Origin of the sequence: Candidatus Dechloromonas phosphoritropha (assembly GCA_016722705.1) — a bacterium.
GTDB classification, from domain to species: domain Bacteria; phylum Pseudomonadota; class Gammaproteobacteria; order Burkholderiales; family Rhodocyclaceae; genus Azonexus; species Azonexus phosphoritrophus.
In genome coordinates this window covers 298,844-324,168 of sequence record JADKGN010000001.1, presented here as the reverse complement: position 1 = coordinate 324,168, position 25,325 = coordinate 298,844, and the positions used below count along the sequence as shown (strand labels likewise).

The 25,325-nt window shown below is 59.9% G+C and carries 25 protein-coding genes and 5 pseudogenes; 7 read left to right on the top strand and 23 right to left on the bottom strand.

Annotation, left to right across the window (positions count from 1 at the left end; translation table 11 throughout):
- Positions 1-30: 30 nt before the first annotated feature.
- Positions 31-1,416, top strand: coding sequence for an IS4 family transposase (locus tag IPP03_01590; protein ID MBL0351448.1), 1,386 nt, complete (start codon positions 31-33; stop codon positions 1,414-1,416).
- A gap of 360 nt (positions 1,417-1,776) precedes the next feature.
- Positions 1,777-2,514 (top strand): ParB/Srx family N-terminal domain-containing protein, encoded by a 738-nt coding sequence (locus tag IPP03_01585; GenBank protein MBL0351447.1) that lies wholly within the window; start codon positions 1,777-1,779, stop codon positions 2,512-2,514.
- 219 nt (positions 2,515-2,733) lie between these two features.
- On the opposite strand, the gene IPP03_01580 is transcribed toward IPP03_01585, so the two are convergent.
- The 7 genes and pseudogenes from IPP03_01580 to IPP03_01550 all read right to left on the bottom strand — a co-directional run bounded on the left by IPP03_01580 (position 2,734) and on the right by IPP03_01550 (position 7,417).
- Positions 2,734-3,093, bottom strand: a complete 360-nt coding sequence (locus tag IPP03_01580; protein ID MBL0351446.1) for a hypothetical protein — start codon at positions 3,091-3,093, stop codon at positions 2,734-2,736.
- A 20-nt stretch (positions 3,094-3,113) separates the two neighbouring features.
- The gene (locus IPP03_01575; GenBank protein MBL0351445.1) at positions 3,114-4,691 is read right to left on the bottom strand and encodes an IS66 family transposase; all 1,578 of its coding nucleotides are present in this window, start codon (positions 4,689-4,691) and stop codon (positions 3,114-3,116) included.
- 9 nt (positions 4,692-4,700) lie between these two features.
- Positions 4,701-5,078 carry an IS66 family insertion sequence element accessory protein TnpB gene (gene tnpB, locus IPP03_01570; protein ID MBL0351444.1) on the bottom strand — a complete coding sequence of 126 codons (378 nt, stop codon included), beginning with the start codon at positions 5,076-5,078 and terminating at the stop codon, positions 4,701-4,703.
- Positions 5,078-5,386: an IS66 family insertion sequence element accessory protein TnpB gene (locus IPP03_01565; GenBank protein ID MBL0351443.1), complete on the bottom strand. Its 309-nt coding sequence runs from the start codon at positions 5,384-5,386 to the stop codon at positions 5,078-5,080. Before IPP03_01565 ends, tnpB begins: the two co-directional genes overlap by 1 nt.
- Entirely contained in the window at positions 5,299-5,745 is a 447-nt protein-coding gene (locus tag IPP03_01560) for a hypothetical protein (GenBank protein MBL0351442.1), read from the bottom strand. Before IPP03_01560 ends, IPP03_01565 begins: the two co-directional genes overlap by 88 nt.
- Positions 5,720-6,241: pseudogene (locus tag IPP03_01555) on the bottom strand (IS110 family transposase). The gene IPP03_01560 and the pseudogene IPP03_01555 overlap by 26 nt, the downstream one beginning before the upstream one ends.
- Positions 6,242-6,523: 282 nt before the next feature.
- Entirely contained in the window at positions 6,524-7,417 is an 894-nt protein-coding gene (locus tag IPP03_01550) for an ISAs1 family transposase (protein ID MBL0351441.1), read from the bottom strand.
- Positions 7,418-7,538: 121 nt separating this feature from the next.
- On the opposite strand from IPP03_01550, the gene IPP03_01545 reads away from it, so the two are divergent.
- A complete protein-coding gene (locus IPP03_01545) occupies positions 7,539-8,756 on the top strand; it encodes an IS256 family transposase (GenBank protein MBL0351440.1) in 1,218 nt (405 codons plus the stop codon).
- 51 nt (positions 8,757-8,807) lie between these two features.
- Positions 8,808-9,038, top strand: coding sequence for a hypothetical protein (locus tag IPP03_01540; protein ID MBL0351439.1), 231 nt, complete (start codon positions 8,808-8,810; stop codon positions 9,036-9,038).
- Between the two features lie 150 nt (positions 9,039-9,188).
- Here the strand turns inward: IPP03_01540 and IPP03_01535 are convergent, their stop codons facing one another.
- From IPP03_01535 to IPP03_01520, 4 genes and pseudogenes are all read right to left on the bottom strand, one after another.
- Complete coding sequence (locus tag IPP03_01535) at positions 9,189-9,842, bottom strand: recombinase family protein (GenBank protein ID MBL0351438.1); 654 nt, start codon at positions 9,840-9,842, stop codon at positions 9,189-9,191.
- Between the two features lie 120 nt (positions 9,843-9,962).
- A pseudogene (locus IPP03_01530) lies at positions 9,963-10,073 on the bottom strand (type II toxin-antitoxin system RelB/DinJ family antitoxin).
- 358 nt (positions 10,074-10,431) lie between these two features.
- Positions 10,432-13,536 (bottom strand): peptidoglycan-binding protein, encoded by a 3,105-nt coding sequence (locus tag IPP03_01525; GenBank protein MBL0351437.1) that lies wholly within the window; start codon positions 13,534-13,536, stop codon positions 10,432-10,434.
- 179 nt (positions 13,537-13,715) lie between these two features.
- The gene (locus IPP03_01520; GenBank protein ID MBL0351436.1) at positions 13,716-13,862 is read right to left on the bottom strand and encodes a hypothetical protein; all 147 of its coding nucleotides are present in this window, start codon (positions 13,860-13,862) and stop codon (positions 13,716-13,718) included.
- 531 nt (positions 13,863-14,393) lie between these two features.
- On the opposite strand from IPP03_01520, the gene IPP03_01515 reads away from it, so the two are divergent.
- Positions 14,394-14,699 (top strand): hypothetical protein, encoded by a 306-nt coding sequence (locus IPP03_01515; GenBank protein MBL0351435.1) that lies wholly within the window; start codon positions 14,394-14,396, stop codon positions 14,697-14,699.
- Between the two features lie 23 nt (positions 14,700-14,722).
- Here the strand turns inward: IPP03_01515 and IPP03_01510 are convergent, their stop codons facing one another.
- From IPP03_01510 to IPP03_01470, 9 genes and pseudogenes are all read right to left on the bottom strand, one after another.
- Entirely contained in the window at positions 14,723-14,893 is a 171-nt protein-coding gene (locus IPP03_01510) for a hypothetical protein (protein MBL0351434.1), read from the bottom strand.
- Positions 14,890-15,489, bottom strand: coding sequence for a transglycosylase SLT domain-containing protein (locus tag IPP03_01505; GenBank protein MBL0351433.1), 600 nt, complete (start codon positions 15,487-15,489; stop codon positions 14,890-14,892). Before IPP03_01505 ends, IPP03_01510 begins: the two co-directional genes overlap by 4 nt.
- A 31-nt stretch (positions 15,490-15,520) precedes the next feature.
- A complete protein-coding gene (locus IPP03_01500; protein MBL0351432.1) occupies positions 15,521-16,087 on the bottom strand; it encodes a conjugal transfer protein TrbM in 567 nt (188 codons plus the stop codon).
- Positions 16,084-17,709 (bottom strand): annotated as a pseudogene (gene trbL / locus IPP03_01495) (P-type conjugative transfer protein TrbL). The gene IPP03_01500 and the pseudogene trbL overlap by 4 nt, the downstream one beginning before the upstream one ends.
- Positions 17,710-17,719: 10 nt before the next feature.
- Entirely contained in the window at positions 17,720-17,944 is a 225-nt protein-coding gene (gene trbK, locus IPP03_01490) for an entry exclusion lipoprotein TrbK (protein MBL0351431.1), read from the bottom strand.
- Positions 17,945-17,953: 9 nt separating this feature from the next.
- A pseudogene (locus IPP03_01485) lies at positions 17,954-18,364 on the bottom strand (conjugal transfer protein TrbJ).
- Between the two features lie 127 nt (positions 18,365-18,491).
- The gene (locus IPP03_01480; protein ID MBL0351430.1) at positions 18,492-18,914 is read right to left on the bottom strand and encodes a type II toxin-antitoxin system VapC family toxin; all 423 of its coding nucleotides are present in this window, start codon (positions 18,912-18,914) and stop codon (positions 18,492-18,494) included.
- Positions 18,911-19,168, bottom strand: a complete 258-nt coding sequence (locus IPP03_01475) for an Arc family DNA-binding protein (GenBank protein MBL0351429.1) — start codon at positions 19,166-19,168, stop codon at positions 18,911-18,913. The genes IPP03_01480 and IPP03_01475 overlap by 4 nt, the downstream gene beginning before the upstream one ends.
- 447 nt (positions 19,169-19,615) lie before the next feature.
- Positions 19,616-20,830 carry an IS4 family transposase gene (locus tag IPP03_01470; GenBank protein MBL0351428.1) on the bottom strand — a complete coding sequence of 405 codons (1,215 nt, stop codon included), beginning with the start codon at positions 20,828-20,830 and terminating at the stop codon, positions 19,616-19,618.
- Positions 20,831-21,010: 180 nt separating this feature from the next.
- Between IPP03_01470 and IPP03_01465 the strand changes: the two genes are divergently transcribed.
- Positions 21,011-21,694 (top strand): hypothetical protein, encoded by a 684-nt coding sequence (locus tag IPP03_01465; GenBank protein ID MBL0351427.1) that lies wholly within the window; start codon positions 21,011-21,013, stop codon positions 21,692-21,694.
- Entirely contained in the window at positions 21,687-22,700 is a 1,014-nt protein-coding gene (locus tag IPP03_01460; GenBank protein MBL0351426.1) for a site-specific integrase, read from the top strand. Before IPP03_01465 ends, IPP03_01460 begins: the two co-directional genes overlap by 8 nt.
- 456 nt (positions 22,701-23,156) lie before the next feature.
- On the opposite strand, the gene IPP03_01455 is transcribed toward IPP03_01460, so the two are convergent.
- From IPP03_01455 to IPP03_01445, 3 genes and pseudogenes are all read right to left on the bottom strand, one after another.
- On the bottom strand, positions 23,157-24,356 hold the full coding sequence (locus IPP03_01455; GenBank protein MBL0351425.1) for an IS91 family transposase: 1,200 nt from the start codon (positions 24,354-24,356) through the stop codon (positions 23,157-23,159).
- An 8-nt stretch (positions 24,357-24,364) separates the two neighbouring features.
- Positions 24,365-24,913, bottom strand: a pseudogene (locus IPP03_01450) (tyrosine-type recombinase/integrase).
- A 4-nt stretch (positions 24,914-24,917) separates the two neighbouring features.
- Entirely contained in the window at positions 24,918-25,304 is a 387-nt protein-coding gene (locus IPP03_01445; protein MBL0351424.1) for an IS5 family transposase, read from the bottom strand.
- Between the last annotated feature and the right edge of the window lie 21 nt (positions 25,305-25,325).

Here is a 25,325-nt window from a genome sequence, read left to right as displayed (position 1 = left end):
ACCCGACTGTCACCCGAGGAATCAGCCCCAATGCATGCTACTCACAAAGCCATCACCCGGCAACGTCACGCGATTTCGGCGAAGGCCAACAGCGTAGATGCCCACGCGTTTTTCGATCTATTGACTGGGCCGGAACTCTTCGATGCCGTGGAGTTGGCCTTGCCGCCGCACCGAGAGCGACTGTTTCCGCCCACTGAAACGCTATCGATGTTTTTGGCGCAAGCCCTCAGCGCCGACCGCTCCTGCCAACGCGCCGTCAATGAAGGGGCGATCAAGCGCCTGATCGCCGGACTCACGCCCTGCAGCTCCCATACCGGCGCCTACTGCCGGGCTCGCCAACGCGTGCCGACGTCGATGGTCAGTACCTTGACCCATCAGACCGGGCAATGGCTAACGGCCCATGCCCCGGCGGCATGGCACTGGCGGGGGCGTCCGGTACGATTGGTGGATGGGGCCACGGTGATCATGCCCGATACTGACGCCAATCAGGCCGACTTCCCGCAGCCCGGTAGCCAGAAGGCTGGATTGGGATTCCCGCAATGCCGGATCGTCGGCCTGATCTGCCTGGGCAGCGGTGCTGTGCTCAATGCCGCGATCAGCGCCTGTCGCGGCAAAGGCAGCGACGAGCAGTCCTTGCTGCGCCGCCAGATCGACACCTTGGTGCGCGGCGATGTGCTGGTGGGCGATGCGTTCTTTGCCACCTACTTCCTGCTCTGCGCGCTGATCGAGCGAGGGGTTGATGCCGTCTTTGAACAACACGGATCACGCCAACGCACCACCGATTATTGCCTCGGCCAGCGACTGGGGGAGCGTGACCACCTGCTGGTTTTATCCAAACCAGGCATCAAGCCAGACTGGATGTCTCAGGAGGATTACGCGCAGGCACCGGCCAGTGTCACGGTTCGCGAGCTTCGGGCGGGGGGCAAGACACTCGTCACGACCTTTCTGTGTCCAAAGCAAACATCCAAGGAGGCCATCAAACGCCTGTATCGGGATCGCTGGCATGTTGAACTTGATCTGCGCAACATCAAGACCACCTTGGGCATGGAGCAACTGGGCTGCCAAACGCCAGCCATGGCCGTGAAGGAAATCTGGGTCTATCTGCTCGCCTACAATTTGATCCGCTTGATGATGGCTCAAGCGGCGCTACAAAGCGGCCTCTTGCCCCGTCAGTTGAGCTTCAAGCATGCCGTGCAAGTCTGGCTCGCCTGGGCGCCTCATGCCTATCATGGTGGCATCGCACACCCCAGCCAACTCTTCGCCCTCATTGCCCAGCAAACCGTCGGCAATCGCCCAGGCCGCATCGAGCCTCGTGCCCTCAAGCGACGCCGCAATGCCTACCCATTATTGATGAGACCACGCCCTATGGCACGGGAGGATATCCAGCGCCATGGGCACCCAAAAAAGCTTAAGTAAGTGCCATTCTGGGCTGTCCCCGGTTGTTCCCAAAAAAATCATTGGTGCGGCAACTCAGCAACGAAAAAACTGAAAAATACCCTTTCTGGACAGTTGACCGCAGCACAGGGCACGCTGGCAAGATCAACGATTGACCACGGCCGCTGGAGGAACATATACTTTTCGCGGCGCGGTTGGATTTCTTGGCCCTCTAGTCATTGACACGCCCGAGCCAGGAGTGGCTTTTCTGTCCTGATCGACGTGCCATCTCGGACCCGCGTGCTTTAGTATTGTGAAGCGCCCCGTTGCTCAAGACACGGACGTATTCTGCCTGGACACCCAGACCTTCTTTTTATTGCCTCAACCAATCAGGAGTAATCGATGGCCAACAAAAATGACAACGTATGTGGCTTTCTCCCCGGGATAAAGCCCGACAGTCCGCAGGGCACAATTGGGTATCTCAAGCTCAGTGAACTGCGTCCCACCCAGAATGCTGTAGGCATGGACGAGGTTGACGCAAAGGTGAAAAGAATAGAGAGTATAAAAGACAGCGACCAGTTGGCGAACTACCTGCTGCCGCGCGCTGTCCCCGTGATTATCGGGAACGATGCCCAGTACTACTTGATCGACCACCACCATCTGACCATATCCCTGTGGCGCGCCAAGGGCGACGTAGATGTCCCGGTCGTCGTTACGCGCAACTGGAGTGGGATCAAAGGGAACCGCTTCTGGAAGGAAATGGCCACCAACAATTGGGTCTACCCCTTCGATGCCATGGGCGCGGGGCCGTTCAATCCGGACACCCTGAAAAAGCATGTAAAAGACCTCGACAACGACCTTTACCGCAGTCTCTCGTGGGTCGTACGTGAGAAATTCGGCTACATCAAAGACCCCAACAACGCAATTTTTGCCGAGTTCAAGTGGGGCAGTTTCTTCCGCACCCGCGTGATCTTTGATGAACAATTGACGTGCAAGAAAGAAGACAGCATGAAGATGACCCTTGACGACATCAAGAAGAAAGACCCTGGCGACCACAAGGATCAAATCGCCTACGCGCGGTATCTGGCCAGTTCTCCCGAGGCTGCCGGTCTCCCCGGGTTCGTTGGCCGCTACCGCTAGCAAGCTTCCGGCGCCGGCCGCCGATCGTTAATGATCAACACATTCGACACGGAGCCGGCAAAACCACATCAAATCAGCGGGCTGCGGGTACGGCTATACTCGTAGCCTGTCCAACAAAAGAGGTCAGAACTAAAGAGTAGAGTAGAGAACAGGCTTTCGCCTGCCCTCCCTCATCAAACCGTGCATGCGGTTCTCCCGCACACGGCTTTCCGATGTTCTTCATGCCGGGGCATGCGCCGAGTTCCAGCCCGCTGTCCCGGAAACTTTGTACAGCCCGTAACGCGCATAGAGATCGCGGCGCGGGAATCGGCACAGGCCGGTTCCTCTGTCCTTCACCTTGTGGCGCTTCATCAAGTGGGTTCGCAACCGGTCTTCCGCATGCTGCCTGACTTTGCTCATTACCTGACTTGAGTTCCGATAGTGGAAGTAGTTCACCCAGCCTCTCAGGCTTCGGTTCACATTTCCCACAATGTCGCTCAAGGGGATGGCAGTCAGTTCCCGCTGTGTCAGTTCCGTCAGTCTCGCCTTGATTTTCTTCAGCGATTTGTCTGCCGGTCGAACATTCGTCGTAACCGGCAACTACGCGGCGTCGAGCGCCCCTACTTCGGCAACGCGTACAAAGGCGAGCGCAGCGGGTTCTGAGCGAACAGTTCTTTCCAGACCCGTGGCGTGAGTTCATGGACGCGGTCGGCGGGGTGCTCGGCGACGCGCTGCAGGACATCGACGAGATAATCGTAGGGGTCGATCTGATGCAGCCGACAGGTAACGATCAGGCTCTGGATGATCCCGACCTGCCTGGCGCCGAACTCCGTCCAGCAGAACAGCCAGGAGCGGCGCCCCATGGGAATCACCCGCAGGGCGCGTTCGAGGTGATTGGTGTCGATCGGCACGTCCGGGTCGGCGAGGAAGACCTCCAGTCCCCATCGTCGATCGCGCGCGTAGGCCAGCACCCTGGTCAGCGGATTGCGCGGTAACAGCCCCTGCGCCGCGAAGCGTTCGCCAACCCAGGCGAAGAAACGCTCGACGATCGGTTTGGCATGCTCCAGACGATAGTCGCGCTTCCTTGCACCGGTGAGCTTTTGCTCGCGGATGCGCTCTTCGACCTGATACAGGTCCCCAATGAGCGCGAGTGCCTGCGCTGCCGCTTCTGGTTCCGCGTCTTGCGCGTCAAAGAACTTACGACGCGTGTGCGCCCAGCATTGGGCGTGCGTGATCCCGATCTGCGCCGCGTAATGACTGTAGGCCTGATAGCCGTCCGACAACAGCACCGCGCCTTCGGCGGCGGTCAGTCCGAGGGCCGCCTCGACGTGCTTGAACTCGCGACTGGCGAAGAAGGGGAAACAGATTTCGTCGCCTTCGCCATACACCGGCCAGAAGTACGCCGCTTTCAGCTTGCCGGGTGCGCCCTGTCCGGCCTTGATCGGCGTCTCGTCCATCGCCTTGACGCGCGAGCTGCGGATCGAGGCAAACTGCGCCTCGTAGATCGGTTCGAGCAGAGTGATGCCCTGTTGCCCGATCTGCGTCAGCCACGGCCGGCTGACGGTGATTCCCGCATCGGCCAGGCGTTGATGCTGGCGATACAGTGGCAGGTGGTAGGCAAATTTGTCAATCAGCAGTCCGGCGACGAAGCTGACGTCGGCCCGGCTGCCCTCAATGACACCGGCCGGCGCGTTGGCGCAGACCAGTGTCTGGTTACTCTTGAGCTTGATTACCGGCCGGCGATACTTGATCACCACGTAGCTACCCGGCCGTTGCGCCAGGCGATAGCTGTCCTTGTGGCTGATGACCTCGTAGTCCTCGGGAGAGAGGCCTTCGACTTCCGGCGCGGTGAGCTCGACGACTTCGACTGGGACGCGGTTCTCGTCGAAGAAGGGCACGCTTTCGTCACTGGGACGCTTGCTGGTCGGCTGACGGGTATGCGCGGCGACGGGGCGACCTGGTGACTCAGAACCTGGTGGGGGCGTCGGGAACTCGCCGAGACTCAGTTGGCCGCTCGGCGTGACGTCGATGCGTCGTTCGCTTTTCTGGCCGAAGATCTGGCGCTTGAACCAGTCGATTTGTTGCTTCAGTGCGGTGATTTCAGCAGACAGCGTCTGGCACAGATCCAGCACCTCTTGCGGGCACAATGCCGCGGCTTGTTCGAGGTTGTAAACCGTCTGGTAACGTGCTGAATCCATGCGTGCATTTTAACACAAGCCGCTGTTTTGAAGCGTTTTTATGGGCGCTCCAGAGGCGTGATAACGCTTCTTCCGGCGTCCCGGCTCGATCCCTTCGAGGAGCAGTTTCAGACCGGTCCAGTCGATTTCGCACGTGCGCACTTTATCCCAGTTGGCGACGAAACGGCCTTCTTCGAGACGCTTGGCCCACAGGCAGAAGCCGCTGCGATCCCAGTAGAGCACCTTCACCTGAGTGCCACGGCGATTGAAGAAGACGAAGAGCTGGCCGCTCAGCGGGTCCTGACCGAGGACATGACGGGTGATCGCGTACAGACCGTCGAAGGATTTGCGCAGGTCGACCGGCTGGCCATAGACTTGGACGCGGATTTGGCCTTCAGGGAAAAACATCAGCGGCGCTCCAGCTGCAGGATCAGGCCGCCGCCGAGGTCGAGGGTGAGGTGGAAACGAGCGGGCGTCGCCGTGGTTGTGCTCAGAGGGCCGACGTCGACGAAGGTGGCCGGCTGGCCGCTGGCCTTGTCCTGACTGTCGAGGGCGATGCCCAGACGTGTGCGCCAGCGATGGAAGCTGGTATCGCTGATCCCTTCGCGTTTGCAGAAGGTCGCAACGTTCAAACCGCTGCCCGGAAATCGCGACAGCAACGCCTCCCATTCGCTCGCGCTACGCCGCACCCGCGACCCTTCCCCTGCCTTGGCCATCCTGGCCTCCTCCGCGTTTCGTGATTCGAGGAGGACATTGTCGACAGCACGATCGGCGCTGGAAAGAACGCCGCAGAGTTACCGGTTACATTCGGGTAGGGCTTTCCAGCCTTCGCCCCTCGACTCATCTGAATCGTAAAATCCAGGAAGTTAAAGCTTGCTTCGGTGGCGTTCACGATATGGGTCTTGGCTTCGTTGAGGCTGAGGCCCAGTCGATCCAGTACATGGCGCACCACTTTCATCGGTTCCTCTATGCTTTTTCGACACATGACGACAAAGTCGTCCGCGTAGCGCACGATGTGCGCTTGCAATTTGCCTTTGAGGTCGTGTCGTTGCCATATCCGGTCGAGAATATGCAAGTAGCTGTTCGAGGCGGGCGCCGATTTCCCGGCGCAGGCGCTCGACTTTCTGCGGCAGGACGATACCGAACTCGCTGATCAACCCGCGCAGACGGTTGTAGAGGGCGGTGCGCTCTTCGATGAAGCCTTACCGGGTACGGTGCAGACAGAGGATGGCTTGCTGGTCGATGTCCTTGATTGGCACGAAGCGCATATTGGGCCGGGTGACGGCTTCGCAGATCGCGGCGGCATCCGCCGCATCATTCTTGCCGCGCTTGCCGCTCATTCGGTACGGCGCCACGAACTTGGGTGCCATCAGTTTGACGGTGTGCCCGAACTGTCGGAACAGTCTTGCCCAGTGATGCGCACCCGAGCAGGCCTCCATACCGATCAGACAAGGTGGCAGGTTGGCAACCGTCTCCGGATTCTCTCAAGCCGACCTCGATGCCGTTGCCTGGCAGCTCAATACGCGACCGCGCAAGAGCCTCGACTTCAGGTGTCCTGCCGAACTGTTTATGCCATAGTCCTTCGACTTCTTTAAGCATCATCATCAACAGGGCAAACGCATTTACTCTTGAGGAGAGAGGCCGAGCAATGAGGCCCGATATTTTGGGAGTCGATCTGCGGTTTTTCGGCGGGAGCGCAAACTGCGCTTGGGGTACTGAGTATCTTGGCGTAGCAACGCAAGGGCGAACTTGCGCAGGGTGGCGAAGTTATGCGGCGCGTGGTCTTTGCGGACACGGCAGTTGTCCTCTCGAAACGTGACATCGAGCACCCAATGCAGGCTGTTCTCGATACCTCAATGACTGCGTGCTGCGTTGGCAAAAGACGCTGCGGTGGTGACGCCCTTGCTGCCGATGTAGAAGGCGCGCTCCTTGGAAAGCGTGCCGTTGATGTCCCGCTGTCGCTCGATCATGCCGACGCCAGCGAGTTTTGGCCAGTGTGTCTGGAACTTCTTGTCCAGCCAGGACAGGTTCGTGACCCACATCGCCCGTCGGGCTTCGATGCGGCCATGGTTCTTCTCGACAGATTGGAATCGATCAACCGGCAGCGTGCCGAAGCCGGCTGTCTCGCCATCAGAAAAGAACTCTCGCAAGGCATTCGCCAAGGTTTCCTGATTATCCTTGACGGCCAGCAGATAATCCCCGCTCTGGTCGAGAATCTTTCGGGCAATCTCGGTCTGGCAACCGATGGCATCAATCGTCACGATGCATCCCTTGAGGGTCAGTGTGTCGAGCAGCGCCTTGATGGCGGGTATCTCGTTGCCCTTGCCACGGGTATGATCCTGGGCCAGACACAAGCCGCTGGCAGTGGCGTAAGCGCTGATCGTGTGCAGCGCGCTGTTATGGCCATCCCGGGAACCACAGGCGGTCTTGCCGTCGATGGCGACTACCCCCGCCACAACGCCGATGAGGCCACTGATCCATTCACGGAAACAGGTCTCGAATACTTGGGCATCCAGCAGGCGGAATACCCGGCCAAAAGTGTCATGGGACGGTGTGCCGTGCTCAAGAACCAGGTGCTGCTTCAGCCAAGCCTCGTTGTCCTCGACCCATTCGGCGACATCCACCCAACTATCCGCTCCGCACAACACTGCGCACAGCGCCATCAGGATCATTTCCGTCAGATCGTGCCGCTGCGCAGGCCCGGTGCGAGGATCATCCAGACCAACAAATACTTCCGTCAGTGTCATTTCCATTCCCGACAAAAGTCGATTGAGTCCCTAAACTGCTGTAAATCGGGTGGCAGGTAGCCACCGCTTCGATTCGGTAAACTGACGTTGCGAGACGATCGATAACCGAAGGAGAGAAGCGATGACTGGGTATGAGGTTAGCGTAGGAACGGACTTGCTGCCAGGGCTTTTAAACGTGCAGGACGGGCTGGCGAAACTGGTGGAAGCGGTGCTCAATCAAGTACTGGAGGCGCAGGTGACGGAAACGCTGGGGGCGACGCGGCACGAGCGCACGGACGAACGGGCCGGCTATCGCAACGGCTACCGGCCACGCACCCTTTACACGCGGGTTGGGCCGGTGACGCTGCTGGTGCCGCAGACGCGGGACGGCAGCTTTTCGACGGACATCTTCAAGCGCTACCAGCGGAGCGAGCAGGCCTTCGTTCTGGCGCTCATGGAAATGGTCGTGCACGGTGTCTCGACGCGCAAGGTCTCGGCGATCACCGAAGAGCTGTGCGGCGCCAGCTTCTCCAAATCGATGGTGAGCGCACTGTGCGCCGGACTGGAACCGCGGGTCAGCGCGTTCAACGAACGGCGGCTGGACGGCGAGTATCCCTTCGTGCTGGTCGATGCCCTGTTCATCAAGAGTCGGCAAGAAGATCGTGTGGTTTCGCGTGCCGTGCTGACCGTCTCAGGCATCCGCTCCGATGGCTTCCGGGAGATTCTGGGCGTGCGGATCGGCGACACCGAGAGCTTCGCCACCTGGGACGAGACCTTCCGCTGGCTCAGAGGGCGCGGCCTCAAGGGCACGCAGTTCATCATCTCGGACGACCACGGCGGCCTGCGTGAAGCGGCAGCGCGGCACTTTCAGGGGGCCAGCTGGCAACGCTGTCAGGTGCATCTGATGCGCAACATTCTGGGCCAATGCAACACCCGCCACCGCGCCGAGGTGGCAGCTGCCGTCAAGCTCGTGCTGCAGGCGCCCGATTTGGTCGAGGCCAAGCGCCGCCTGGCGGAATTCACCGAGCGCTTCGCCAAGAGCGCCCCCAAAGCGGTGGCCTGCCTCGAAGCAGGATTCGAGGATGCCATGGCGGTAATGGTCTTGCCCGAGAAGTATCGCAAGCGGCTACGCACAACGAACATGCAGGAGCGGCTCAACGAGGAAATTCGCCGGCGGGAGCGCGTGATCCGCATCTTCCCCAACGACGAGTCAGCCTTGCGCCTGATCGGCGCTCTGCTGGCCGAACAGAACGAGGCTTGGCAGGAACGGAAGTACCTCGACATGGATGAATTCAAGGAGTGGGCGGCTTCCCGCGCCGCAGCTAGCGAGGGCAACAACGTTGTTGCCCTCGCTAGCTGAAAACCATTCGTCATTCATCGGATCGAAGAGTATTTACAGCAGATTTTGGACTTGACTCTCAAAACCAGTGCGGTGCAGCATTCTTCAAACGCGGTGCAACATACGCTACAAACGCTTCGATACAAATTGTTCGCCAAGGCGGCTTACATCACGACCGAAAGTCGAAAACCGATTTTGAATCTGGCCCTGGCAATGCAACAGCGCGCTTGGATGCAGGGCTTGTGGGATGTGTCAAAAACCTTCAATTTGCCCGCCAAATTCACGCCCATTTATTCAGCTTGAGGAGGCTCTAATGGAAAATCTCGGATGAGGGAGATCCGGTGTAGCGGCCATGGTTCTCGCGCTGTTCGTTGGAGAGGAAGCTAACGGGCATCGGGCTGGCGGACACATAGACTTGGTCGAGGGGAAAACGCTCGAACTACCATCGGCGTATTAAGACATAGCCAGATGAAGCGCCCATATCCGCTTGACCTGGCTGATGCTGCACCCGGCAAGCTTGGCGGTGCGCACGATGGTCGGGCCAGAGCTACGCAGGGCAACGATGCGCTGATGGGTGGCCGAGTTGGCCTTCCGCCCAGCGTATTTGCCGGCCACCTTGGCGAGTTGCACGCCTTGGCGCTGACGCTCGCGGCGCGTCTCATAATCATCACGAGCCATCTGGAGAGCGAGTTTCAACAGCAGTTCTTGCACCGATTCCAGCACGATCTTCGCTACACCATCGGCTTCCGCCGCCAAGTCAGACAGATCGACAAAGCCGGGCACGACCAGTCTCGCGCCTTTGGCCCGAATCGAGGCGACTAGTTGCTCGGCTTCTGCCAGCGGCAGTCGGCTGATGCGGTCCATCTTTTCTGTGACGACCACTTCACCAGGTTGCAGGTCGGCGATCATCCGCAGCATCTCGGGCCGGTCGGCGCGGGCGCCAGACGCCTTCTCTCGGTAGATACCAGCGATGTAGTAGCCGGCCGCCCTAGTGGGGGGGGGTACGCCCAAACCCCAGAAAATTCCGTCGACCGGTAGTTGCACAAAGAAACGGCAATTTTCCGATTTCCGATGGTTGGTGGGTCGCCATCCTATGGCGTTGAACATGCATAGATGCTCATGTCGCGCTCCAAACTTTCCGTTTATCGCTCAAAATATGGAAAGTTGTGGCGAAAAACTAGCGAAAATTGGCCCCACGGAATTTTCTGGGGTTCCGGCTTACAACCCCATAATGCGGAAGGCGTCCGACACGGTCAGCCCCATCGCCGCAAGCACGGCGGTCGCCTCTTCCTTAATGTGCTCGTTGATTCTGGCACGGACAACAGCATTTGCGGACATGATCTGATCCTCCAAGTTATTGAGCTATATTGTGGCCCACGAGACGCCAGGACGCATCCCTTGCGTGTTGGCCGGATGTCGGAAAACATCTGTTTCCCACACGGACGGCAAAGCGTCGCAAACGATGGTCTCGACAGGGCGAAAGCTGCACGGGAAACCGTGTCGGATAGGTCGGATGGCCGGAAACCTTGTCCCCGGCGTTTTCCGACTGCGAAATGGCGGCTGGTGACATGACTGCTCGGTCTACCCCCTGTACGGGGCTGGAGTTGGGGTGACGGAATTTTCGGCGATTCCGGCTTACAACCCCAACCTGGCGCATTGACCAACTCTCCCTCGAACGGATCACGCGGGTCCCGCTTCAGTCCGTCGACTTTGCCTGAAGTGTCGGGGTCGCCGCCTTGGGCCGCTTCCATTGCTCGTTGATCCTGGTGCACAGCGTAATGATGTCATGCCGCAGCGCTTCCGTTGCTGTGGGTTTGATCACTGACGCTGCAGCGGCATCGCGCAAGGCGACGCTGCCAATGCGGTAGCCAAGCGATCGGTAGCTTTCGAACTGGGTTTCGTCGAACCACTGGTCGGCTGTCGACTGATGCGGGAAGCAGGGGTCGGTCTTGCGATAATTCAGCACATCAGCCATCTCCTTGCCGATCAGGGACGGCTTGATGTAGAGCAGAGTTCCATCCGGTGCATCCCAATCCACCTTGCCGTAGTGAACGGTGCCCGCAACACAGTAGGCCCGGCTGAATTCGGCATCGCGCTCGCGATCAATGCGCCCGACGTCTATCTCGACTTCGACGCCGAAGTCGGTGTAGCACTTGCGGATAGCGTTGCCCAGATCCTCGAAGTTCAACTGGCCGTCGGCGCTGGCATCGACGACCACGATCAGTCGGCAGCGCCGCCGCACCAATTCGTATATCCCCAGATTCTCGAAATGTCCACCGTCCGAGAGGTAGACATAGTTCGAACTGGCATCGGTCAAGCCAAACAGTTCGGCGATCAAGCGAAAGAGGCCGATACTCGGGCCCGAACTCTCCCATTTCGTCGGTATTCGCGGGTTCGCGCACCAACGGCCGAGACGCACATTGAACAGGGTCATGAGGAACGCGAGGGGCGGCGACGAGTGGTAACCCATGCTCGGACTGACCGCGGCACCCGACACCGCAACCGCCATGCCGAGCTTGGTGCCTGCATCTTCGTCATTGAGGCGACTGTATTTGGCGCCGTACAGCGCTGTCGGCCTGAAGCAGCCGCGTGCGGCATGTTGCTCGGACTGCGCCCCGCCCGCGAGCGGCATACTGGGCATTTCGTACCCGCAGAAAGCGGGCGTAAACGTGAATCCGGCCGCTTTGCGCGTCTGCCACGCCAACTCCTTGCCCTTGACGAGATTCAAGGCGGTGTTGATGATGTGAAACGGCTTTTGCACACGGGTCTCTCCTGCCTTGAACAGTTCCTCCAGTCGGGGGTCGTCCCCGGGATCGAAGCCGGTGAACGGATGCGGCCGCCGTTTCTTGCTGCTGGCGCCTAGGTAGGCACGCACCAGCCGGTTGCGGTACATCATGTAGAGTGAGAACTTGTTGATGTCCACGCGCCACGCCAGCAGCCCGCCGACGACGAGGAAGCCCCCCAAAGCCATAGCCAGGACACCGAGTTCGCTTCGTTCCACTTCGCCGAGGTAGGTATCCACGTAGGTAGTCAACTTGGCCCCTCTTGCCAGCTCCATGAGGCTGGATCCCCCGGGGGCCACGACGAGGTGCACGAGAGTCGAAACGGCGACGACAATCCCCAACGTAAAGACATAGGGAGCCAGGTGTTCGACAAGGTTGAGCCAGGGCCTGGTGTCCTCCTTGCCGGTCGACTTGCCGGCGCCCGCCGCGACGCCAACGAGGGTCGTCGCCAGCCAGCCACTGGCGATGACGCCACCGATCCACTCCGATCCAGCGGCGCTGGCCCAGAACAGGACAGGTGGGATGTAGAAAGTGACCAGGAACAACGCCAGCCAGCCCAAGACGAAAATCATGGCCCAGCCGCCTTGCCGGCTCCACCATTCGCGGCTACCGTCGGTATAGAGCCGACCGATCAGCCCCACCAGCAACACCATCGTGACCCCGAAAATGCTCAGCATGAGAGGCATGCCAAGAGTGACCAAATGGCTGTAGTGCCAGGCCAGACCTGCCGGGCTTTCCCAAGCACCAACCCCCACCAGCACGGTCAGCACGAGCACGGTTCCGAGTCCGAGGGCAAGAATGGCGAACAGCAGGTGCCCCAAACCCTCGCTCCCGAGGTTCTTCCAGTTCACGGAAGAACCTCGGGGCAATTTGTTCACAGCCTGCGCGCGCGCCCATCCGGCGAGCCAGACCACAAAGTAGACGATGCCGGGAACCAGCGCGAACTCGAACACGCGCAGTTTCTCAGCCCAAAGGTAGGTGATCTTCGAAAATCCGCTGGCCCCCTGCAACCCACTGATGAACCTGTGCCACCCGCTATGCGCGGACCCGCGCAACTCCCACAGTCCGATGCTCCCGGCGAATCCGGCCAGCACCAGCGGCACGACGACAAAGGCAATCACACGGCCTTGACTCTGCGCGAGCACCTGACTCTTGCAGGCAGGATCCGGCTTGACAGATATGCCGAACGCAATGGAATAAACGACCCACAAGAGGGCCGCCAGTGCCAACCGCAGAAACCAATCTCCAAATTCGTCGTGGTGGTTGACCGCGAGCCAGGTCAGCGCGCGCGGCAGAACCAGAAAGGCCGCCAACAGGGCGACCAGGATGGCAAGATTGAGCAAGGTGTTGCGCAGGTAGGTGGCGATAACCGCCCAGGTATCGGCGCTGAACATCCCGGTCTTCGGGGTGAGGTAGTTGCTGTACTGGCGAAGAAACTTGATCTGATCCGGCTCGTCGCTGACGGGCGTCTCCTTTGAACCAGGGGTCAGACGCGTTTCAGCTTCTGCGATGTTGCCACCCTGTTCCTTCAGCCACTTCGAGAACCAGCCGCCAATGTAACCGCCACCCGAGACGGTAGACAGGTAGTCGAAGTCACGCAACAGCTTGTTCTCGGCCAAGGCTTGCAGGATGCCCAGGTTGAACGTGGCGCTGCGGATTCCCCCGCCGGAGAACGCGAGCCCCGCAAGTTTAAGCGCGTGCGCGCGCGCAATGACTTTCGATTCGCTGGCCGGACGAACGCCGCTGGGCGGCGCGCCGCGAAGCGCATCAAGTTCGTACTGCAGGGTTTCTGAGGAGACGCTGCCGGCGACCTCGTCCAGTTTTTTCCAGGTGTCGGTGTCGCAGACGCCATTTTCTGGCAGCTTGTGCCGCTTCTGAAATGCGCAAACCGCCGCATGGAGACTCTTGTCGAACGCCGCCGAGCGCGGCCCGGCATAGAGACCGATGCAAGCGAGCTTGCGCTGAATGTCACCAATCTCTTCGCCTTTATCACCTTCCTTGAAGCTGATCTCGCTCATGGCACGGGTCTCCCTCTTAACGTGAAAGCGAACGCGAACGCGAATTCAGCGCGCCGTAGCAGTCGAGCGACGACGGCGTCAGTGCGCTTTGATGACGAATGTGCACGAGTTGCTGCAAGGGTGAGCTTCCCTCTGTTTTTCGTCTTCCATCCTATCGGCATTATGCCGCCAATTGCTGCTCATGCTGAGTCGTAATCCAGTCTTCCATGAATTTCATGGGCGAGGCGCTGGAACGCCTCGGCGGTGAGCAAGCGGGAAGCAACGGCGGGGGCGGCGGGCAATGGGATGAATATCCCTTGGCCTGGCACAGCCAGGGCATCAAGCATGGGCGACCGCCTCGGCTGGCTGGTGCGCGTCAACCTCGTTATGCGGTTGTGAAACGAGAACGGTCGAGCACTCCGGACAGACGAGACATAGATGGCCTACGATCGCTACTTGCTCAAGTTCGGTGCTGGACAGCGATACGTGACAATGGGGGCAGACAATACGGCTCATGGCTCACTCCTTGAATACTGTAATTCTATACAGCTATTCATGGAGCGCAATACTGTATGCGTTACGCATCAGGCCATCTGAAGATTCTGTTTGATAAGCGGCGATCGATCATGTGCTCACACTACGACCTGCAGATTGACCCATAGCGCCTTGAGGTACCTGTCGATGGCAAACTCGGCAAGTCTGGAGGTGCGCCACCTGGAGGGCTCATACACCAGTTTCGACTTTAGCCCTTGAGACGCCGCCCGTAGTGATTCCTGGCGCTGCATTAGAAAAGCACGTACACAACGACAACCTGCTGCCATCTGATTTTAGCCGCTAAAATCGGGCCCGCTTGAATCCCGGCTGATCTGGAGCTTGTAATGAGCAAATCGGCGGCACCCAGGGTAGGCGACGAGCCCCAGCTATCCGGCTTGCTGGATGCGCTGCACAGCCTGATTCACCAAGGACGGCAGCGGGCTCTGCGGGCTGTGGATATAGTGCAGGTGCATACCTGTTGGGAGATCGAGCGGCACATCGTCGAGTTCGGCAAGGGCTTTGATCCATCGAATCTTCGCTACGTGCGCCTGTTAGACCAGGCGTTTCCGATTCGTGACGCGCTGCGTCACGAATTGAGCTGGACGCACTGCCGTCATTTGCTGCTGGTTTCGGACACCACCGCTCGATAGTGGTACCTGCAGGAGGCTGCCGCTCAGAACTGGAGCGTGAGCGGGAAGCGATAGAAACGGCCCAGCGCTTGAGGGAGCGTGAATGCAACTCCCTTCTTCACCGAGCCTTTGTCGTCACTGATGATGCTGGATGGCCCCCAGGAAATTTTAGCCGCCAAAATTTTAGCGGCTAAAATCCGGCCTCCTTGAATCACGGCTGGGCACTGCTCACTTTTCGCGGAACATACCCGGCGGTCTCCCAAGCCAGCTTGCTCAGTGGCTTTGCTGCCGGTGGTGTCGTCGTCGCTCGCTCTCGGGTTGCTTGCACCACCGCCGGCGTCACCGGCAGCGAGGCCGTTGCACCCTTCTTCGTCACATCCACCGTCACAAAACGCGCTTCCAGCCAGTCCGCCCACTTGGCGGCCTTCACGCGTAGATCGCCTCGGTACACTGCGTTGTATTGCGGCGTCCGTGAGTGGTAATTGGCTGCCCGAGTCCAGAGGTCGCCCTTGTCGTTCTTGAGGTGTCCACGGATCCGCCAGGCGGCCAGGTCGTACGCGTAGCAGCCGGCCGCGGCCACATCACTCGCGGTGATTCCATAACGGGCCAGGTCGCCCAGGTAGGACGTGTTGAACTGCATCGGCCCGACGTCATGGCTGCCGTTGGTGTTGCGCACCCATTGCCCGGGTTTGCCCGCTTCCTTCTCGGCGACCGCCAGGACGATGTTCGCGGGTACCTCGTACTTCACGGCCGCCGCAATCGAGCACACGACGCGCTCCTGAAGCTGGGGTGGAAGATCGGTAAAAGGCATTGCCCTGCCCTCTTGCTTATTCCGGCCCTGGTTACAGATTTCGCCGCTGTACATCTTCAGCAGCGATTCTGGCGTTGTACGCCGCCAGTGCGCGGTCGTAGTCCCTGGCTTCGATCCAGTACCCTCCCCTTTCTGGCGTCCCCACGTAACGCGGCAGCGTGCCGGCGAAGTCGGTGTAGGCGTGGCCGGTATAGACCGCGCAATAGCCCGGCATCTGGTTGCCGATGAACACCATGGCCTCGCTTTCCCAGATCCATGACCGAAGCGTGGCGTTCAGCGAAGCCGCATCGCAGCGGCCAGCGCCGTTGGCCATGGCGTTGACCAGCACACTCTTTTCCAGTGTTTGATTGGCCACCGGACACAGCTTCAGGAAGTTGCCCAGGGCCCGGGTGGTGTCGCTCCGTTTCCGGTGAGAAATGCTTAAATAGCGGTGCAGGGACGGCGAGCACTCGCCGGGCTTGGCGCCGGTCGACAGGCACAAGATGGCTTCGTACGCCAAGCAGCTATCGCCGGTCAGCACCGCTTGGGCGCCGGCCGTGGCTGGGATCGCTGCCGCCGCAGCCAGGGTGAGCGAAGCGAGAACGAATTTGGTTTTCATGTGTAGCGCCCCTTTCGTGATGAAGATCGGGTGTCTACGGTGTCGCGGAACGCGGCGACTTCCGACTCGGCGTCCACCGCCGTGTCGCTGGCTCCTGACAGACTGTTGCCGTCGAATATCGCTTCCGGTCTGGCCTGCTCGGTCGATGCGGTAGTCGTCCCTTGGGCTGTGATGGCGGCGGCTATCTTTCCGCCGATGGTCTGACCGATGCGCTCCTGTACCACCCCGGCACCGGTCTGGGCCTTTTCCCTGGCAACGTCCCAACTGCCTTTGGCCAGGTTGGCGGCCGTGTCGGCAGCAACCTTGCCGGCCGTACCCAAAGCCGACTTGGAGCCGCCTTGCGGCTGCTGACCTGGTGTCGTTCCTTCGCCTTTGACCTTGGTGTTGCCAGCCGCACTACCCTTGGCGCCGCTGCTCTTGCTACTGGAATTCGGGTGAGAACCGTCCGAGCTCGCACCGAAGGACGGGTTGCTACCCATCGCCGGGCCGTCCATCGCACCCGCCAACGGGCTGCGGATGCTGCCCGCGCTACCGCCCGATCCGCCACCGCTGACTGCATCAGCCATTCCCCCAGCCATGCGCGAAACGATGTCGGTGCCACCGGCGACGTTCTGCGATGCCTTGGAAGTGGCTGCCATCAAGGCCTGAGCACCGCCAGCGGCGCTCGCAGCGCCGGCCATGATGGCAGCACCACCCGTGGCAACGGCGGCGCTTGCCATGGCCGCCGCACCCATCGCCACACCCGCTCCGAAACCATGGCCCAGGGCATGCGTGCCGCCACCCATCGCCAGGCCACCAATCAAGGCCGGCACCCTATTCACCAGGGCCAGCAAAACCACGGCGACGATCAGCATCACACCCAATTCCTTGAGGCTGATGCCGGCACTCATGTTGGTGTAGTACTGGTCAACGAAGGACTTGCCGATGCCGACCAAGAGCACCATGGTGAAAAGCTGCGCGGCGATGCTCAGAACGGTCTTGTAGTAGTGGATCGCCATGTCGGAAGTCCACCGCGACCCACCAAAACCGAGAAAGAAAACACCAGCGTAAGCCAGGATTCAGCCACTCACCAGGAGCAACAACATATTCACGCCGATCAACGCCAGGATGACAAGGATTGCCGCGCTGATGAGGATCCCGGCCGCGCTATCGACGGGCGACCATACCGAGGACTGGTCGAGCACCTTGAAGAAGATGTCGAAACCAATATCGACGATTCCCGAAGGCGTCAACGACGATCCGGTGCCGCTTGCCGTCCCGCCAATCGTGCGCAGGGAATTCATGATGTCGGTGGCGAAGTTCGGGCCGTTGGTGAGCAGCCACCAGAAGAAGCCGGTGAAGATCGTGAAGCGGACGAACTCCGCGTAGAACTCGCCGATGTCGGCCTTGCGCAAGGCCAGCATGCCGAAGGTCCAGACCATCGAGATCAGCGTCAGGGTCCAGAACAGCCACAAGGCCCGTGCCGTGATCGTTGCCGCCCACGTACTGGCAGCGGCGGAATAGCGTGCCAGGACGTTATCCAGCACCCCGGCATTGTCGATCACGGCCTGCGCTTCGACCGAGAAGAACACCAGCCACAGCAGCAGGCCGACGGCGGTTTTCCATTGGGCTGGCATTCTCATGCTCGACACCTCACCAGGCTTTCTTTTCACTGGGTTTGAACTGCCCTTGTCGTGGGCACTTCTTGAGAAGTTCGGCGCGCTGAGCCGGATCTTGTACCTTGTCAAGATCAGCACAAGTCGGGCTGGCGACCGGGCTTGGGGTTTCGGGTGGAGGGTTGGGCTTGTCGCTGCATCCCACGGCCATGGCCGCTATGAGGATGGCCAGGGCCACACTTGAAGGTTGTTTGGCGTTCATGTCTTCTCCTTACCAGGCGCGCTCGGCGCTGCTGCGGTAGCTACCTCTGCGCAGTTGTTCGCCGGCAGCGGCTTCTTGTGCTTCACGGTCGGCCAGCACCTGGTTCCGGGTGACGATGGCATTTTGCTGCGCGATCAGGAGTCCCCGGATTTGCAGCAACTGGTTCGCCTGCTGGCTGGCAAGCTGGTTGGCGTAGCCGATGGCCTGCATCTGGCCTGTAGCCCCCTGCGCGCTCGACTGGAGGCGTTGCAAGGTGCGCGCGTCGGCTTCCATCGCATCCTGCTGCTTGTCCAGGCCTTTGAACAACGCATCGGTGGCCTTCTTCTGCGCTTCGGAACCGAGGCGCTGGCTGTCCCTCACGGCGACCCATTCCGCCTCCGTGCAACCGCCGGAGTTGAAGCAAGGCGAACTGCGGTAGTAGGGGTCTGAGGCGCAACGGAACGAAAAACACGGTTAAGCCAACGTCATTGTTCTGAGACGCCCCCGTCGATGGCGGCCTGAATTTCGGCGGCCAGCCGTGCGGTGTAGTTCTCCTGGGCCGTGGTCATTAAGCCGTCTCCCATGGGTTGATGACGTTCAGCCCGGCAGCCTCAAAAGGGCTGGTGTCGCGGGTGGCGACGGTGAAGCCGTTGGCAAGGGCGACGGCCGCAATGAAGGCATCGGCTGTTTCGACCGCCAAGCCGGCAGCACGGGACTTGGCCAGCAGCTCGGCATAAGCCTTCGTGCAAGCCATATCGAACGAAAGCACCCGATTGGCGAACATCGGCAGCAGGCCCTTTTCCAAGTTCTCATGCAGGCTGTCCCGGCGCTTTCCTGCCGGCATCAGCGCGATACCCGCACGCAACTCGGCTACCGTGATCGCGGACAGGTAGAGCGTTTCCAGCGCTTGCGCGTCGATCCAGTCAAGGACGCGGGCATTGGGCTTCTGGCGCTGCGGCTCCGAAATCACGTTCGTATCGAGCAGGATCATTCGAAGCTCACCGCACGGGCCGGAGACTTGATGCGCACGCTCTCAAACAAGGCGTGTTCTTCATCGGTTAGGCCGCCAGCCTCGCGGGCGATGGAGGCCAAGAAAGAGCCAAGTTTCACGCGGCCATCGGGCCTCGCTGCCCGCTCCAAGATGTCGCGGATTTCGGCCTCGGTGCTGCGGCCGTGCTGGGCGGCTTGGATTCGGATGGCCCGATGCACCTCATCAGGCAGATTTCTTACATTCACGTTTGCCATTTGGTAGCTTTCCAATGTAACGCTGTCAATGGAACCATTGTATGTCATTGATACCACCGCGCAAGCATTTTCATGCGACGTGGTCCATTTGGGTAGCCAAAAACAAACTAGCCAATTTAGATTGCGTTTTGCCTTCTTGGCCTGGCCTGCTACGCTAGGACAAGTTAGCTATACCCATCTTGGCCAGACCCAGTGAATATCGCTCGCATCTACCTCCGTGTCAGCACCGATGTCATTTTCAGGAGTCGACTGCACTGCAGAAGAAGTCCTTGCTGCTGACAGCAACCGGCCACTATGCACAGTTTGAAACTATGCACAGTTGGCATCTATAGAAAGTCACCGAGACAGTCGTGGCCTGGCTCTCTGGGAAGTGGCGCAGTAAAGAGTTGGACATAGTTTTTGTCACAGAGTGCAGTGGTGGCTCAATCCTCTCAACTTAGTCCATAGTCATACGGCGGGTTTGTAAGCAAAGGACAGGTGAGGCTTTCGCTGGTTTGGCCGAGGTCGAGCACGATCAGGGATAAATTTCTGAAGGTTTTTGACGATTTCCGAGAAGATTTCCTTGGTAACTCGGGTGGTGATTTGCTGCACACCCGCCAAGACTCGGGGCAAGATACGACGTACGGTATTGAAGGCCATCGTCCGATTCACTCGCCATGGCGAATCGCTGGGCAGCCGCTCTTCCGCAGCCAGGTAGGTGGCCAGGGCATTGAGATTGTCACACACCATCTTGGCCCCAACATCCTGGCAGGCGGCCAGCCAAGTCAGGCCGGACGTGTGCTCCAGATTGAGCCGGTGTTTGATGCGCTTGAACGCCTCCTCGATACGCCAACGGCTGTGATAAAGGGCTGAGAAGCTTGTGGCCGGATACCGCGCGGTATCAAGCAAGGAGGTCATCAAGACCCGTACCTTGCCAGTCGGCGTCACCTGACGAATCAGGCGAACCATAGAAGGCAGACGCGGACACTCGTAATCAATGGCATCCTGACGATGCGGTGGCGGCAATGTCACCTGCGCCTCATCTTCTCCGGATCGCATGAACTGGGTGATGGCAGAAAAGGAAGCGGACGAATCACAGCGTATGCAAAAGGGGATACCTCGATGCAACAGCGCCGCGACCAACCAGGCACCCGGATACCCGCGATCAAGCACCAGCATGTCCTGAGCACCGAGTCGGTCAAGCCGCTCAAACAACATCTGACGTTCGCCGACCAGCGAACTGTGCAAAATCAGCGAGTCGAACAATTCGATCCCTGGCCGAAACAAACCGAAGATGGCCGCTTCTCGAATATGGCGGCGCCCTTCCAGGTCAAGCAAGGTCAGACGTACCTTCGATGCATCCGCCGCCAAGACCCGCAAGCCTTGCCAGTCCGGCTGCTGCGGAACGACCTCATCGACCAGGCGCAGCAATTCTGTATTGAGCGGCTCAAAGAGATTGGCGACCAGATGGCTGCGCGCCTTTGAGAAGGCACTGGCCGTGATCGCCCGACAAAGGCGGGTTCTTCCGGCAAGCAGGGCAAAGCAGGAATCAAGCTCCGCCTGAACTGCGCCGCGAATGCCGGTGAGCAGGAAAGCGATCAGATTCGTGAATGGCAATTCACGGTTTCGGGTGAAAAACCGAGGCTCGCGGCGGGCGGCGGCAAGGAAATTGGCGCCATGAATGTAGTCCGTTAGCCGTGAAACGATATTGGCATATTTAGGCCGTCATATAAAGCCTATTTATATCAATTGGTTACATGCTCGATTATATCTTGGCGCGGCCAGATGGCAAAGTTGCCAAAATTAGATGACAGACCGCTAAGTCAAGAGGATTGAGTGGTGGCTCCACTTCAGGAGACCACCATGGGAAACACCCAATCATCACGATTCAACCGTATCGACTGGCTTGTCGAGGGCCCTTTCGCGCCTCACATTGATGCGTACAAGCAGTACCTGACTGAGCGTGGGTACGCGGCGAACACGTTCAGCAGTTGCATGCGCAGCATTGCCCACTTCGCCCAATGGACGCGTAGCCGACGTCTGCAGGTCCGGCGCATTGACGAACCAGTCGTTGCCGAATTCCTTGACAGGCATCTTCCTGAATGCCGATGCACCGGTCCGATTTGTAGTGATCGTCGCAGTCTGAGCGCCGCGCTGGGACATCTTCTCGTCGTGCTGCGTGCTCGTGGCGCCGTTGCGCAACCAACGGTGAAGTCGACGCCGGTAGATGAGGAACTGGTGCGCTACAACACGTACATGGATCACGTGCGCGGCCTGGCACCCAAGACCCGGATCATCGCCTTACGCATCGTAGGCAGGTTGCTGGTCTCCCGCTTCGGCGACGGTGCCATCGACATTGCCGCGATCAAGCCCGACCATGTTCGTCGGTTCTTCGCACAACAAGCCAAGCTTTACAGCAAGCCGGCAACGGCCGGCACGGTGGTGTCGGCATTGCACGGGTATCTCTCGGCAGTGCCGGAGTTGATGGCGCTCGCCGCAGGACGATTCGAGTCCTACATGCATCAGAGGGAGGTGCCCGATGCGTAAAGCCATTGCACCGAGGCCGCCATCGTTTGCCTCTCTGGTTCAGCAGTTCTTCACCGAGTATCTGGTCACACAACGTGCAGTCAGTCCGCGTACGGTGGCCTGCTATCGCGATGCGCTCATGCTGTTCCTGGACTTCTCCAGTCAGCGTTTGAAGAGGGCGGCGACGAGCCTGAAACTCAATGACATTCAGCCGGATCTAATCCTGGCGTTTCTGGATCATCTGGAACGCGAGCGACATAACGCCGTGCGTAGCCGGAATCTTCGACTGACGGCTCTACGGGCGTTTCTGAAATTCGCCGGCCGACGTGACGTGGCTTCGCTGCACGTGGTCGAGCGAGCGCTTGCAGTTCCGATGAAGCGGTTCGAGCGCCCCATGCTCGGCTTCCTCACGCGCGAGGAGATGCTCGCAGTCTTGGGGCAACCCGGGGAAACCTGGACCTCTCAGCGCGACCATCTGCTCTTGGCCATGCTCTACAACACCGGCGCCCGGGTCTCCGAGATCATTGGCGTACGTGTTACGGACGTCGTCCTTGACGGTGGCGCATGCGTGCATCTGCACGGTAAGGGGCGCAAACAGCGATCGGTTCCTCTCTGGCATACCACGGTCACAGAGGTTCGTGCCTGGCTTCGACTAAACCCGGCGTTACGTGGTGAGGAACCCTTGCTGCCGAACCGCGAAGGACATGCGATGTCGCGATCAAATGTTGTTCAGCGCCTTGAGCTTGCCGTCGCGCGCGCCACCAATCAAGCGCCGAGCATCGTGAAGAAGCGCATTTCGCCGCACATAATTCGGCATACGACAGCCATGCATCTGTTGCAATCAGGGGTTCCGTTCAATGTGATCGCGCTGTGGCTGGGGCACGAAAGCACCACTACAACACACCGTAATGTCGAGGCCGACCTGGCGATGAAGGAGAAAGCACTCGCGAGGTTGGAGGCGCCTGACACGATGATCCGTCGTTTCAAGGCGCCTGACCTACTCATGCGATTCCTCCAGACGCTGTAACTATGTGCACCAGCGCCGGCTTCAACAGCGGCCAGCGTTGCGAATCCCGAGGCAACTGTGCATAGTTTCAAACTGTGCATAGTGCAGAGGGTTTTTAGCTTGGCGGGCGCGGCGTGCCGAGGTTGGTAGGAGGTGTAGCGCCACCACCGCGACCGGTAGGCTAAAAATCCTGTTGTACTGAACCGCCCGCGCAGGCGGTGGAGCTATGGGGTTTGAATCAGAACGGTATTGTTGGTGCGCGAGATTGGCAACCGCGAGAAGCGCGCCGCATAGGCACAAGAATGCATTTCCTGTGCGCATGCTCGATCTCGGGCGGTTGGGTGCAGCGCTTTGATGGATAGCCCAGCCAAGGCAAGAGGGCATTTCGGCGGCGCATGTCCGCTCTGGCAATAGGATGCCCGATGGCTGCCGGGGAAACTCGCAACGCCTTTTTGAGAGTGAGTAAAGTCGAGACCATCAGCCATGACGAGGTGGTCCGCGCGGCAGGGTGCCGGGCAGGAAGGTTTCAATGCGAAGCATGTGGCCACGTCCGCACTTTGGGCAGTCACGCAGCGAGTTGCCGGTCAGCAACTGGTAGTGGTCACGGTAGTCGAGCGGTACATCAGGAATCTCGACCACGGGTGTGGGTTCGGCGAGCAACTGCCGGCAGAGGGCCAGCTTGGCCGCGCGGTGGCGGTTGGCCAGGAAGCCGTAATGCCGAATCCGTTGAAACCCGTCCGGTAAAACATGTAGCAGGAAGCGGCGGATGAACTCCTGGTCATCCAGACACATCACTTTCGGACGCGACTCATGGCGGTAATCCTTCCAGCGAAAGCGAACCTGGCCATCGCCAAAGTCGAGCAGCCGATTATTCGAGATGGCCACCCGGTGGGTGTAGCGACCCAGATACTCGAGGACATGCTGAGGACCGCCAAACGGCGGCTTGGCGTAGACCACCCACTCGACCTTTCGCGCAGGCGCCAGATAGTGGGCGAACGTACGTGGAACCTGAAGCGGTTCGAGAGTGTTGAAGAAGCGTAGGTGCCCGGCGTCAAAGGCGGCCTGTAACTGCGCCAGAAACAACCGGCGAAAGAGCCGCGAGAGCACCCGCACCGGCAGAAAGAACCCCGGACGGCAGGCGATCCAGCGCTCACCATCGGCACTCAAGCCGCCGCCCGGCACCACACAATGCAGATGTGGGTGATGCAGCAGATTCTGACCCCAGGTGTGCAGGATCGCGATGAAGCCGATCTCGGCACCGAGGTGCTTGGGATCCACCGCGATCGTGCGCAAGGTCTCGGCAGTTGCATGGAACAGGATGTCATAGACCACAGCCTTGTTCTGATACGCGATCGCTGCAATCTCCTCTGGCAACGTAAAGACGACGTGGAAATAATCCGCAGGCAGGAGATCGGCGTGGCGATCATCCAGCCACTGCGCACGCACCAGGGACTGACACTTCGGGCAGTGCCGATTGCGGCAACTGTTGAAGGCAATGCGCAGGTGACCACAGGCGTCACACTGCTCCACGTGTCCGCCGAGAGCGGCGGTGCGGCAGCGCTCGACCGCGCTCATGACGCGGCGCTGCCCGCGACTGAGCGCGTCAGCGTGGTCCTCGCGGAAACGGGGCCCGGTTTGGCGAAAGATGTCCGCCAGTTCGAGCCCGATGGCACGCAACGCCCGCCTCAGAAATGAGCAGGCGGTGTCGGTGTCAGGGGCGGAGGTTCCACTTTGGGCAACAGGTCAAAGGGACTGGTCGTGGCACACACGGTACTGGCCGCCACCTTCAGGTAGCGCGACGTAGTGGCCAGACTGCGGTGCCCGAGGAGGAGTTGAATGGTGCGAACATCGGTGCCGGACTCAAGCAGGTGCGTGGCGAAGGCGTGACGCAGCGAGTGAGCAGTAATCGGCTTGGCGATGCCCGATGCGCGGTGGGCTTTCTGGCAGGCCAGCGTGACAGCACCGCGGGTGATCGGCTGACCTGGCAGATCGCCCGGAAACAGCCACAGCCTCGGGTGCTCGGCTTTCCAATACAGCCGCAAGGTCTCGAGCAGTCGCGGCGAGAGCATCACATAGCGGTCCTTCTGTCCCTTCCCTTGGGCGACCCGGAGCATCATTCGCTGGCTGTCGATATCCGTCACCTTGAGGTGAGTGGCTTCGGAGACGCGCAGGCCAGCCGCATAGGCGGCCGTCAGAAGCGTTCGATGCTTGAGACTGCCTACCGAGTCGAGGAAGTGCTCAGTCCGCCCCGTGATCGCCCAAGCGCCTGGCCACCGTTTTTTTTGGTGCACCGGCGGCATGTTGATGGGCGCGAACGATGGTGCTGTCGATGAACACCTCTTCGAAATCTGCGTCCTGCGCCAACTGGCTGAAGATGCGATGCCAGACACCACGCCGCGACCAGCGAGCAAATCGTTGATAGACACTATTCCACGGCCCGAATGGGCATGGCAGGTCACGCCACGGACTACCCGTGCGAGCAATCCACAAAACCGCTTCAACGAACTGTCGATTATCGGCCGCCGTGCACCCCGGGTCGCTGGCTTTACCCGGCAACAGGGACGCTATCCGCTCAAACTGATCATCACGCAACCACAAACGTACCATCATCCTGACGCCACCCAAAAGTCAGGATATGACCCGAAT